General features: G+C 63.9%; 7 protein-coding genes. 5 read left to right on the top strand and 2 right to left on the bottom strand.

Going from position 1 to position 12,951, the window contains the following annotated elements; all coding sequences use genetic code 11:
• Window positions 1-1,011, top strand: a 1,011-nt coding sequence (locus tag AC1DLO_RS15050) for a nitrite reductase large subunit NirB family protein (protein ID WP_476890476.1), incomplete at its 5' end; no start/stop codon positions are given.
• 20 nt (window positions 1,012-1,031) lie between these two features.
• Here the strand turns inward: AC1DLO_RS15050 and AC1DLO_RS15045 are convergent.
• Window positions 1,032-1,655, bottom strand: a complete 624-nt coding sequence (locus tag AC1DLO_RS15045) for a potassium channel family protein (RefSeq protein WP_476890475.1) — start codon at window positions 1,653-1,655, stop codon at window positions 1,032-1,034.
• 139 nt (window positions 1,656-1,794) lie between these two features.
• On the opposite strand from AC1DLO_RS15045, the gene AC1DLO_RS15040 reads away from it, so the two are divergent.
• The 3 genes from AC1DLO_RS15040 (at window position 1,795) to AC1DLO_RS15030 (ending at window position 8,409) form a co-directional block, all read left to right on the top strand.
• Window positions 1,795-2,673 (top strand): undecaprenyl-diphosphate phosphatase, encoded by an 879-nt coding sequence (locus AC1DLO_RS15040; protein WP_476890474.1) that lies wholly within the window; start codon window positions 1,795-1,797, stop codon window positions 2,671-2,673.
• A 110-nt stretch (window positions 2,674-2,783) separates the two neighbouring features.
• Entirely contained in the window at window positions 2,784-3,563 is a 780-nt protein-coding gene (locus AC1DLO_RS15035; protein WP_476890473.1) for a VOC family protein, read from the top strand.
• 346 nt (window positions 3,564-3,909) lie between these two features.
• Window positions 3,910-8,409, top strand: a complete 4,500-nt coding sequence (locus AC1DLO_RS15030; RefSeq protein ID WP_476890472.1) for an ExeM/NucH family extracellular endonuclease — start codon at window positions 3,910-3,912, stop codon at window positions 8,407-8,409.
• A gap of 130 nt (window positions 8,410-8,539) precedes the next feature.
• Here the strand turns inward: AC1DLO_RS15030 and AC1DLO_RS15025 are convergent, their stop codons facing one another.
• Window positions 8,540-10,543, bottom strand: coding sequence for an FAD/NAD(P)-binding protein (locus tag AC1DLO_RS15025; RefSeq protein WP_476890471.1), 2,004 nt, complete (start codon window positions 10,541-10,543; stop codon window positions 8,540-8,542).
• A 59-nt stretch (window positions 10,544-10,602) separates the two neighbouring features.
• Here AC1DLO_RS15025 and AC1DLO_RS15020 point away from each other — a divergent pair, with 59 nt between their 5' ends.
• A complete protein-coding gene (locus AC1DLO_RS15020; protein WP_476890470.1) occupies window positions 10,603-12,864 on the top strand; it encodes a prolyl oligopeptidase family serine peptidase in 2,262 nt (753 codons plus the stop codon).
• Window positions 12,865-12,951: the final 87 nt, after the last annotated feature.

Below are 12,951 nucleotides of genomic sequence, written 5' to 3'. Positions count from 1 at the left end.
GGCTGCGACATCTGCAAACCCACCATCGCCTCCATCCTCGCCAGCCAGAACAGCGAATACGTCCTGGGCGCCGGGCGCGGCACTCTGCAGGACACCAACGACCGCGCCCTGGCCAACATGCAAAAAGACGGCACCTACTCCGTGGTCCCCCGCATCCCGGGTGGGGAGATTACCCCCGACAAACTCGTCGTCATCGGCACGATCGCGAAGAAGTACGGCCTGTACACGAAGATCACCGGCGGGCAGCGGATCGACATGTTCGGCGCCCGCCTCGAACAACTCCCACTCATCTGGGGCGAGCTCATTGACGCAGGCATGGAGTCCGGACAGGCCTACGGCAAGAGCCTGCGCACGGTGAAATCCTGCGTGGGCTCCACTTGGTGCCGCTTCGGCGTCCTCGACTCCGTGGCCATGGCGATCAACCTGGAACTGCGCTACCGCGGACTGCGCAGCCCGCACAAACTCAAAATGGGCGTCTCCGGCTGCGCCCGCGAATGCGCCGAAGCCCGCGGCAAGGACGTCGGCGTGATCGCGACTTCGGAAGGCTGGAACCTCTATGTCGGCGGCAACGGCGGCGCGAACCCCGCCCACGCCCAGCTCCTCGCCGGCGGCTTGGACGACGAGACCCTGGTGAAGTACATCGACCGCTACTTCATGTACTACATCCGCACCGCGGACCGGCTCCAACGCACCGCCCGCTGGCAGGAAGAACTCGACGGCGGCCTCGAGCACGTGCGCCAGGTGGTCGTCGAGGACTCGCTGGGCATCGCTGACGAGCTCGAGGCCGCCATGGCCAAGCACGTCGAGTCCTACGAGGACGAGTGGGCCGCGACCCTGCAGGATCCGGAACGGCTCCGCCGCTTCCGCTCCTTCGTCAACGCCCCCGAGCAGGAAGACGAGGCCATCGTCTTTGTCCCCGAACGCGGCCAGATCCGCCCCGCCACCAACGAGGAAAAGGGCGGCGTCTTGATTTCTTCCGCGAGCATCCCTGTCCGCGGAAGCGAGGACTAAGAACGCGCCTCCACGGCGGGCTAAGGGGACGGCGAGTGGTCGTTGCGGGCTCCGACCACGCCACCCTCTAGCTCGCCGTCGGGGTTTTCCAAAAGCGCGCTTAGGCGCTCGACCTGCTCGGTCAACCGGCGAATCTCCTGTTTCATGGGTTCCTCGGCGACTGTCGCGGCAGCTGCAGCTCCCGAGGAGACCTGTTCAACGAGCCACGAAGCAACGGAAGCGGTCACAACGCCAAGAACAGCGATCCCGCAAACCATCAGACCTCCGGCAACGCAGCGGCCCACAATCGTCACCGGATAGTGGTCTCCATAGCCCACGGTGGTGATCGTGACCATTGCCCACCAGATGGCGTCGCCAAAGTTGGTGATGTTGGCCCCCGCTGCGTTCTCTTCCGCGTCAAGTACGGCGAGCGCACCGCAGTAGGTCAGGAGGGCGGCGGAGCCGAGAACAAAAGTGAGGATGCGGCCCCGCATGGCGTTCCCGGCGGTGCGATGAAGCAACTTCAGTAGCGTCACGAGCCGCAGCAGCCTCAGGGGCCGCAGGACCGGGAGGGCCAGTATCAGCAATTCATGCAGGTTCCGCACGAACCACTGGGCGCGACGCCGCGCCAAGAGGAGGCACATCGCGTAGTCCAGGGCAAACACCAGCCAGGTGACCCAGATAATGGTGTCAACGATGGTGGATTGGGACTCGCTGAGGTTGGCGATTACTTGGAACGATCACAGAGGTCACTCCCAGCAAACGTTCACCTCGCAGTAACGGGTGCTGGCTAGGATCGAACCCATGATTAACATGATCCAGGCCATCGTCATGGGCCTGCTGCAGGGAATCACCGAGCTCTTCCCGATTTCCAGCCTCGGCCACAGCGTCATCCTGCCCAAACTCTTCGGTTGGGGCCTGGACCAGAAAGCTCCGGAATTCCTGAATTTCCTCATCGCCACCCATTTGGCTACCGCAGTTGTGCTGTTCTTCTTCTTCCTTCGGGACTGGATTGACATCGCCAAGGGGCTTGGCCGTTCCATCCGGGACAGGAAGATTGCGCCGTCAGATACCTACGCGAAGCTCGGCTGGCTCCTCGTGGTCGGAACCGTGCCGGCCGGAATCATCGGCCTGGTCTTGGAAAAGCCCATCCGGAACCTCTTCGCTTCTCCGCTGATCGCGGCGGCTTTCTTGGTGGTCAACGGACTTGTCCTTTTTTCGGCCGAGCGCCTGCGGACCCGGGATAGTCGCCGCGCTGCTGCGCAGCCCGCCACCGCAACGGCTTCCGACGCCGAAATCGCCACCCTGCCGTGGAAGCGTGCCTTGGGAATCGGAACGGCCCAGGCGGCCGCGCTGATCCCGGGAATCTCCCGCTCCGGCTCGTCAATGGCCGGCGGCCTGTTGTCCGGGCTGAACAACGAGAACGCCGCACGGTTCAGCTTCCTGCTCGCGACGCCGATCATCGGTGCGGCCGCCCTGCTCAAGCTTCCCGAACTCTTCACACCGGCTATGGCCGACGAGCGCGGGGTGTTCCTGGTGGGGGCATTGTGCGCGGGTGTCGCCGCATGGTTCGCCACTAAGTTCCTGCTTCGTTTCTTCGAAACGCGCACCCTGACGCCGTTCGCCATTTACTCGGTGGTGGGCGGTGCGATCTACTTCGTCCCGATGCTCGTCATGGGATAAGACCCGGCAAAGGCATTGAAACTGTCAGAGGCCACGCATAGGGTTCTGTTTGTCTCCACCACCCACTCATGAAACCGTGGCAACACCGCGGTAACGACACAGGAGCAAACATGCCCACGCCTGACATCACCCCCGGCTCACCTTGCTGGATCGACCTGATGACCTCGGACACGGAGAAGGCAAAGTCCTTCTACAACACGCTCTTCGGCTGGACCTACGAGACCGGAGACCAGGAAAAGTACGGCGGCTACATCACGGCCTCGAAGGACGGCAAGATGGTGGCCGGGATCATGCAGAAGCAGGAAGACATGGGCCAGATGCCCGATGTCTGGTCCACCTACCTGCGCACCGATGACATCAAGGCGACCACTGAAGCGGCCGTCGCCAACGGCGGCCAGATCTACATGGAACCCATGGAAGTACCGGACCAGGGGACCATGGCCATGTACGCGGATTCCTCCGGAGCAGCCATCGGCGCCTGGCAGTTCGGCGAGATGAAGGGCTATCAGCTGGCTGCCGAAACGGGCGCACCTGCTTGGCACGAGCTCTTCGCCAAGGAGTACGACTCTGCAGTTTCCTTCTACCAGAACGTCTTCGGCTGGGAAACGACCGTCGTGGGCGACACCCCCGAGTTCCGCTACACCACACTCGGAGCGGGCGACGACTCCAAGGCCGGCATCATGGATGCTTCCGGTTTCCTTCCGGCTGAGGTGCCGTCCTACTGGGGGGTCTATTTCGCCGTGGACAAGGTCGATGCCACCATCGAGCAGGCCGTCTCCCTAGGCGCCACCATCGTCCAGGCGGCTGAAGACACTCCCTACGGGCGGATGGCCACCCTGACCGACCCGACGGGTGCGATCTTCAAGCTCATCGAAAACCAGGCCTCATAAGCCCACACCACCACGGACCCTGCCGGCCGGAGTTGGCCAGCAACGGCCGGCACCGCCGGCAGGGTTCTTTCGCCAGCGTCGGGGGATCCGCTGGAGCCTTCCACTCGCACAGGTCCCCACGGAGCATCCGTGGGGACCTTTTCCATGTCCGGACGATTCGCCTTCCCCAGGGCGGTCCGAACCCTGACCTGCCGCCGTCACCACGCGGCAACCCGGCATTCACCCGTGCCTGATGTGATGCCGAGCGTGATATCCCCACCGGAGTAAAGCCCGGTTCACCGCCCGCCGACACACGCGACGGGCGTCTTCCACTGCGCCCCACAGGGCCAATTGAAAGTTAGAGCTAATGCATTTCAAAAATGGGAAATTTTTGGTCGGTTTGGTGGTGTCGGCGGGGCTCCTTGCAGCCCCGCTAACCATCGTTCCGGCCATGGCAGCCGATACACCACCCGCGACAAGCCCGTCGGTGGTGATCAATGAGGCCTACCTCAGCGGAGGCAGCGCCGGTGCGGCGTTCCGGAACAAGTTCGTAGAGCTATACAACAACTCCGACTCCGCCGTAAGCCTGAGCGGCTGGTCGCTCCAATACCGCGCGGCGAGCAACGTCAACCCTCCCACCTTCATCACTCCCCTCAGCGGCCACATCCCGGCCAAGGGATACTTCCTCATCAAGGGCGGCAGCAACAACACGGCCTCGACGGCGGCAGAATTGCCAGCTGCCGACGTCGACGGTTCCGGCACACTCAATCCGAGCGGAAGCGCCGGAACAATCGTCCTTGCCAAGCAAGGCACTGCAGTGAACCCGCTCCCCACGGATTCCGTAGTGGGCAGCCCCGCCGTAGCCGATCTCCTCGGCTACGGCACCACAAACACCTTTGAGACCGCAGCGGCCCTCGCACCGACGGGCAACACCGATGTCAGGAGCCTGAACCGGAGCAACGGATCGGACACTGACAACAACGCCGCCGATCTGGCGCTCAGCGCCGCCATCACTCCGACGGCGGCCGGTGCCACAACTCCTCCGCCCGCAGGGCCGGAGACCAAGACCATTGCGGAAATCCAAGGCACGGGAGCGGCCAGCCCGTTTGTCGGCGCCACCGTCACCACTCGCGGCAAGGTCACCGCCGTCTACGCCACAGGCGGTTTCAATGGCTACTACGTGCAGACCCCCGGCACCGGCGGCGACATCGACCCGACGGCCAAGACGGCGTCGGACGCGATTTTCGTCTACTCGCCGTCGACCGTCGCGAGCACTCAGATCGGCGACTACCTCGAGCTCACCGGCGTAGTGAGCGAATTCGCCAGCCAGACCCAGCTCACAGCGGACGCTGCTGGCGTGAAGAAACTCACCGAGGCCGCGGCTGAGGTCAAGCCCAGCAACTTCTCGCTCCCGGCCGACGAAGCCGCCCGCGAGCGCAACGAAGGCATGCTCCTGGCACCGCAGGGCGCCTTCACGGTGACGGACAACTACTCGCTCAACCAGTACGGCGAAATCGGCCTGGCGGCGGGAACCTCACCGTTGGTTCAGCCGACAGCCGTGGCAAGCTACGGTTCAGCGGAATACAACGCGGTGGTTGCGGACAATGCCGTGCGCGGGATCAAGCTCGACGACGGCGCATCCACCAACTTCCTCAAGGACGCCTCCACGAAGGCCCAGGCGCTCCCCTACCTGACCACAAGCGATCCCGTCCGGGTTGGATCGGCTGCGACCTTCCGTACCAACGTGATCCTCGGTTACGGGAATAACTCCTGGAAATTCCAGCCGCTCTCCCAGCTGACCACGGCCACCGCGGATTCCGTGCAACCGGTCAGCTTCGCCGGTAGCCGGCCCCAGGCCCCGGCCAATGTGGGCGGCAACCTGAAGATCGCGTCCTTCAATGTTCTGAACTACTTCCCCACCACCGGTGACCAGCTCAGTGGCTGCAACTACTACACGGACCGCGACGGCAACCCGATCACGGTCAAGGACGGCTGCAACGCCCGCGGCGCGGCGAATGCCGAGAACCTCCAGCGCCAGCAGGCAAAGATCGTCGCTGCCATCAACAAGTCCGGGGCCGACGTCGTCTCCTTGGAGGAGATCGAGAACTCGGCACAATTCGGCAAGAACCGCGACGATGCCCTCGCCAAGCTGGTGGATTCCCTCAATGTTGAAACCCCGGGAATCTGGGATTATGTCCGCTCGCCCGCCAACGCTCCCCCGCTGAGCGACGAGGACATGATCCGTACGGCTTTCATTTTCAAGAAGGCCACCGCCGAACCACTGGGTGAGTCGATCATCCACAACGACACCGTCGCTTTCGCCAGTGCACGCAAGCCCCTCGCCCAGGTATTCAAACCAGTGGGGGCAAGCGATGACAAGAAGTTCATCGCGATCGTGAACCACTTCAAATCCAAGGGCTCCGCAGCCACGCCGGACGACACTGACAAGGGCCAAGGGGCCTCCAACGTCGCCCGCACCAAGCAGGCTCAGTCGCTCCTGACCTTCGCCGATCAGTTGAAGTCCTCCAAGGGCACCGACAAAGTGTTCCTGATCGGCGATTTCAACGCCTATTCCAAGGAAGACCCGATCAATGTCCTCACGGGGGCCGGCTACGCGGATCTGGAAACCAGCACGGGCAAGCACTCGTACTTGTTCGGCGGAATGGTTGGCTCCCTCGACCACGTTTTGGCTTCTCCTGCCGCTCATGAGGTAGTCACGGGAACCGACATCTGGAACATCAACTCCGTAGAGTCGGTCGCGTTCGAGTACAGCAGGATCAACAACAACGTGGTCAACTACTACGCTCCGGACCAATTCCGGGCCAGCGACCACGACCCTGTGGTGGTTGGCTTGAACCTTCCGACCACCCCTGCCTCAGTTGACCTGCAGTTCCTGGGCATCAATGACTTCCACGGACGTATCGACAGCAACACCGTCTTGTTCGCCAGCACCATCGAACAGCTCCGCGCGGCTGCCACTCCCGGTTCCACCGCGTTCATCTCTGCGGGAGACAACATCGGCGCGTCCCTGTTCGCCTCTGCTGTGGCCAAGGACCAGCCGACCATCGATGTCTTGAACGCCCTTGAGCTCAAGGCGTCCGCTGTGGGCAACCATGAGTTCGACGGCGGATGGGCGGACTTGCGCGACCGCGTCATCGCTGGCGGCAACAATGCGAAGTTCCCGGTCCTGGGTGCCAACGTCTACCAGAAGGGCACCACTACGCCGGTGTTGCCGGAGTACTCCGTTCTGGACACGAACGGTATCAAGGTGGCCGTCATCGGCACCGTGACCCAGGAAACCCCGTCGCTTGTCAGTCCGGCTGGCATCGCGGACCTCGAGTTCGGCGACCCTGTGGACGCTGTCAACCGGGTCGCTGCCAAGATCAAGGCCGACAAGCTCGCCGACGTGATCGTCGCGGAAATCCACGACGGCGCCGGAGCAGGTACGCCGGAGGGCGCCACGATTGAGCAGGAAGTCGCGGCGGGAGGCCCGTTCGCCAAGCTCGTGAAGGAAACCACACCCGATGTGGTGGCCATCTTCAACGGCCACACGCACAAGGAATACGCCTGGGACGCCCCGATCCTTGACGCCAACGGCCAGCCGACGGGCAAGACCCGCCCGATCGTGCAGACCGGCAATTACGGCGAGAACATCGGGCGGATCACCCTGACGGTGGACACCAAGAGCATGGCGGTGACTGCCTACACCGCGGGCAACGTCAAGCGCTCCACAACGGACATGTCCGGAACGTACCCCCGTGCTGCGCAAGTCAAGGCCATCGTGGACAAGGCACTTGCCGACGCCGCCGCCGTCGGGAACCAGCCGGTTGGTGCGGTCACTGCGGATATCACCACTGCCTTCACGCCGGACCCCGCCGGCGGTGCTCCCAAGCGTGATGACCGCGCGAGCGAATCCACGCTTGGCAATCTGGTGGCGGATTCGCTCGTGGACACGCTTAAGGCGCCCGAACTTGGTGGGGCCGAGATCGGCGTCGTGAACCCCGGCGGCCTGCGCAACGAGCTCTACTACGCGCCCGACGGCACCATCACGTATGCGGAAGCCAACGCTGTGCTGCCCTTCGTAAACAACCTCTGGACCACGTCCCTCACCGGCACGCAGTTCAAGTCGCTCCTTGAGCAGCAGTGGCAGACTAGCGCCGATGGATCCGTGCCGAGCCGTCCTTACCTGCAGCTGGGACTGTCCAAGAACGTGAACTACACGTACGACGCCGCCCGTGCGGCAGGCGACCGGATCACCTCCATTTGGGTGAATGGCGCCCTCCTCGACTCCGCGAAGTCGTACCGGATCGGCACCTTCAGCTTCCTGGCTGCAGGTGGCGACAACTTCCGTGTCTTCAAGGACGGCAGCAACACCAAGGACTCCGGACTGGTGGACCGCGACGCATGGATCAAGTACTTGAAAGCGCACAACCCTGTCTCGCCGGACTTCGCACGCCGATCCGTTGCCGTCGTGAACACCACGGCGGCAGAGGTGGGGGGCGGAGACGCCATGACCCTGGCCGTCTCCAAACTGAATCTGACCTCTCTCGGTAGCCCGCAAAACGCCTCGCTCAAGGCCATCTTCACAGATGCCAAGGGCGTCGCAACGGAGCTGGGAACAGTCAGTGTGGCATCCGGTGCGGCAACAGTGAACACCAAGGTTCCCGCGGGAGCGGCTGCCGGAACAGGCACCTTGGTGCTGACCGCCGTCGAGTCAGGGACCGTGGTGAAGGCCGCCGTCAAGGTCGCTGCTCCGCTGCCCCCGAAGTGCACGGCACCGGTCAAGCCAAGCAAGTGGTACGACGTCCTCGGCTGGATCAAGTATGCCTTTGCATGGCTTGAGTACCAGAAATGCCTTAAGGGCTAATCGCAGCGCCAGCCACCAATGAGCATGCTCTCCCCCGGCCTTGGCGAGTGGACATATTGGGAATATGTCCACTCGTCGGAGCGGGCGGGGAGCATGCTCATTTTTTCTTGGCGGAGCCGGAGGAGCATTCTCATTTTTGCGGGGGCAGGCCGAGCATGTCCCTCGCGATTTCGTCGGCGTCGCGGAGGGTCCGCTGGCCGCTGGGGTAGGCGGGACCATCGGAAGGTCGGGCTTCGGCGGCGATGGCCGTCCCCCACTGGGCAGAAGAAAGTTGCAGGCCCAAGGCGTACATCCCGGGAGTCAGGGAACCATTGCCACCCACCAGACGGTAGGGGTGCGCTTGGACATCCAATCCGGAGGTCTGCACCGGCGTTCCCTCGGCCGTCATCATCACCTTGGGCCGCACCAACCCATCCGCGAGCAACTGCCGCAAGAACGGGGAAACACTCGCGCCCACCCTGTTCGCCGGAGACATCGCTTCAATCAGCGTCCTGGCTTCGGCAGCGCCCTCGTGCACCCAGGCGGATACCACCCGGAAGACACCCCTGCCATGGTCAACGTTGAACCGCGGATCCGGCCCCACGAAACTCACGACGCCGGCACGCGCCAAAGCGGCTAGCTGTTCGGCACGCAGGGCGGGAGGACCGCTCGCGAGCCCCTCAACGAAGGACTCGAACCAGCCCCGGAGTTCACCCACCCACGATTCGTCCGTGATGCCGCCGTCGGCCACGGCACTTTTCAAGATGGCCCGTCCCGTGTGCAAGGCGCCGATTGCCATCTTCACGGGATCCGCCTCACCCAGCGCGGAACGGCGGGCGTCGTCGTCCAGATAGTCCACGACGGCGGCGTCGAGTTCCTTCCTAGACGCGAAGGAACGCCCGGCCAAGGGCGCCGCGAGGCCCAGAAGGTCAAGGCGGCGCGACGCCGCAACGTGGATGGAAACCAACTCTGCGACTTGGTTTTCCCACCGCCCGGTTGCATGCGCATGGGGACGCAGCAGGTCTTCGAGGGCAGTCAGGAATTCCGTCGCATCAGACACGGCCACTGGTTCAGCAACAACCAACGTGGAGTAGTAGGCCCACAAGGCGTCACGATGCAGGAGGGGCCAGAGGTCATGATCGAAGCCAGGTTGGATACCCGCGGCGGCAAAGCGTTTCAGCGCATTCTCCGTCAAGTACCGCAAACGCACCGACTTCGGGTAGTAGCCATCCAACCCGGCCTTGGCCCGGTACGGAGTGCCGCGCCTGGACGCCGCGATGATCTTCGGTTCCCGGCCAGAGGGCACGTATTTGAGCTTCCCCGGGAGACCGTCGCCGGCCGCCACGAATCGTCCCCCTCGGCCTTCCGTCAACTGGCCCATGACGTCGAAGAAGTTCAGGCCCATGCCCCGGACCAGGACCGTTTCCTTGTCCGGGACCAAGGCCCAGTCGACGTCGGCAGGAGCGGCCGGCGGGAAGTACAGCAGACCGAGCTCGGCAGCAGCCTCGCTGAACGAACGCTGCTCCGGGTTGAGCCGGGACCCAAGGTGGCCCAGCGCGAGGACGAGGGAATCGACGGTGAGGCGAGCGCCGTCGTCGAGTTCGACGTCGAACCCTCCGCCCGCAGGCCCGACCGGCAAGGCGTACGCTGCGCCGTCCGCCAGGCCACCCGGCAGGGGACGCGCCGCCACGGCGTTGCTCCGGTGGAACGCGATCTCGACGCCGGCCGGGACACGTTCCAGTAATTCTTCCAGCGTGGAGCGCAGATACCGTCCATAGAGGGCGCGGCTTGGAAAGTCGTGGGAGGCGAGGGTGGCAAGTTCGGCCCGCTCCTCGGGGCTCAGGCCGGCGCCCCCGGACGCACACTGTTCCGACCGCCACCGCTCGAAAGACCCCCCGGCCAAGGGCGGCGCGAGCTGATCGTCCTCGGGAATCAGGGTGGGATAGAAGGACTGAGTGTTCATGAGGTACAGCCGGGACTGTTCGGGCTGCCAGACGTGTCCCGGACCCGCGGGAAAGGGGTCCACGACGTCGATGTGAAGGGAACGCGCTCCCGTTTCCGTCGCAGCCCAATTGGCGAGTAAACGCTCCAGCACACTGGTGCCGCGAGGACCTGCCCCGATCAGCCCTACCCGAATGTTCTGCGATTTACCCACGCCCAAGCCTAACTTCTTGTGACTTGCTTCCTTCTCAGACAGTGACTCTAGGATGAGGGATGACCACCACAGCAGCTGATCAAGCGCCCGCGCCCGACAACGAAACTGCCCAGGGAACCGCAATCGCACCCGAACCTGTTGACGAGAATATCTGGCTTGAAGACGTTCATGGCGAGGAACAGCTGGCTTGGGTGCGGGAGCAAAATGCCCGCACTGAAGACTTGCTCGACGATGCCGAGTACGCCGCTTTGGAAACCGGAATCCTTGAGGTTCTTGACTCCACTGACAGGATCGCCATGGTCAACAAACGCGGCGAGCACTACTACAACTTCTGGAAGGACCAGCAGAACCCCAAAGGTCTCTGGCGCCGGACCACGTGGGAGAGCTACCTCAGCGACACCCCGGAATGGGACGTGCTTTTGGACATAGACGCACTGGCCGCGGCAGAAGGCGAAGAATGGGTGTTCCACGGCGCCAATTTCCTCCGTCCGGCCGAGGGCGAACCGCACCGCTTCGCCATGGTCGCCCTGTCCCCCGACGGCGGCGACGCCAACCGCCATCGCGAGTTCGACGTCGATACCCGCAGTTTCGTGGACCCTGCAGCTGGCGGCTTCGACCTTCCGACTGCGAAGGGCAACGTAAGCTGGCTCGACGCCGATACGCTGCTGGTTTCCACTACTGCGGATGGCCTGCCGAAAACCAGCTCGTCCTACGCGCGGACCGGCGTGAGGCTTCGACGGGGCCAAAGCCTGGCTGAAGCCGGGCGGATCTTCGAGATCCCCGAAGACCACATGATGGCCCTCGTCGCCCACGACTCCACCCCGGGTTTCGAACGCACCTTCGCCGTCGACTGGATCGACTTCTTCAACCGAACCACCTCCGTACTGCGTGACGACGAGTGGCTTGCCATTGATGTCCCCACGGACGTCAACCTCAGTTCCCACCGCGACTGGCTCATGTTCCGTCCGCGGCAGGACTGGAACGTCGGCGATACCACCTACCCGGCGGGGTCGCTGCTGGCCGCCAACTTTGAGGGCTATCTGTCCGGAGCACGCGACTTCACGGTGCTCTTCACCCCGGATGAGCACACCTCCCTGCAGTCCTGGAGTTGGACCCGGGACTACCTGCTCCTGAACCTGCTGCACGATGTCTCTTCCGAGATCAGGGTAATCGACCCCGCACGCAAGGATTCTGCCGGTGGGTGGGCCGTGACCCTGCTCGATGCGTGCCCACCGCTGCACGATGTGAACGCCTACGCCGTCGACGACGAGGACGAAGCAGAAGGCGACGACGCCGGCAACGACTACTGGCTCGTGGCAACCAGCTTCACCACTCCCACCACCCTCATGCGCGGCACACTGTCCCCGGGCATCGCCAGCTACACCCTCGACGCGGGCCACGACGGCGGGGTGTCCAGCACGCACTCCGTGGTGAAGTCCTCGCCGTCGTTCTTCAACGAGGCGGACTACGAGGTCCAGCAACACTTCGCCACCTCGGCAGACGGCACCCGTGTGCCCTATTTCCAGGTGGCGTCCAAAGATCTTGACCTCGACGGCGAAAACCCCACCCAGCTCTCGGGCTACGGCGGCTTCGAGATCTCCAGGACCCCTGCTTACAGCGGAGCCATCGGCCGTGCGTGGCTGGAATGCCGAAGTGAAAGCATCCAATCCGAAGACGGCTCAGAATCCCATTCCCGTGGCGGCGTGTACGTCGTAGCCAACATCCGCGGCGGCGGTGAGTACGGTCCTGCCTGGCACCGTGCCGCCCTGCAGGAAAAGCGGCACCGTGCGTTCGAGGACTTCGCCGCGGTTGCCCGGGACCTCATTTCGCGGGGCGTCACCAGTCCGCGCAGGCTCGGTTGCGTGGGCGGTTCCAACGGCGGTCTGCTAGTTGGCAACATGTTGACCCAGTATCCGGAACTGTTCGGGGCGGTCTCCTGCGGTGTCCCATTGTTGGACATGCGCCGCTACACGAAACTTTCGGCCGGCTACTCCTGGATCGCCGAATACGGCGATCCGGACGTCCCGGAACAGTGGGAATACATCCGCACCTTCTCGCCGTACCACCTGCTGCGCGACGGCGTGGACTACCCGGAGACGTTCATCTGGACGGCCACCTCCGATGACCGAGTGGGCCCGGTCCAGGCGCGGAAGATGGCAGCCCGGATGCAGGCGATGGGCATCCCGAACGTGTGGTTCCACGAAGCACTTGAAGGCGGTCACGCCGGAGCCTCGGACAACCGGCAAGCGGCCTCGCTCCAAGCCCGCAGCCAGCACTTCCTGTGGCGGGCGCTTGCGGGCAAGGAAGGTGCGGGGCGGTGACGGTCGCCTAAGATCCACGCCCGCGGCCCCTGGGTCCCCCGTTTTGCGCTGGGTGCCCAGTTCTGCGTATCCTTGGTTGGCTAGCAA

The organism is Arthrobacter sp. 01T419 (genome assembly GCF_056398865.1).
Note: the sequence above shows the minus strand (reverse complement) of the source record. Positions and strands in the feature narration are given on the sequence as shown.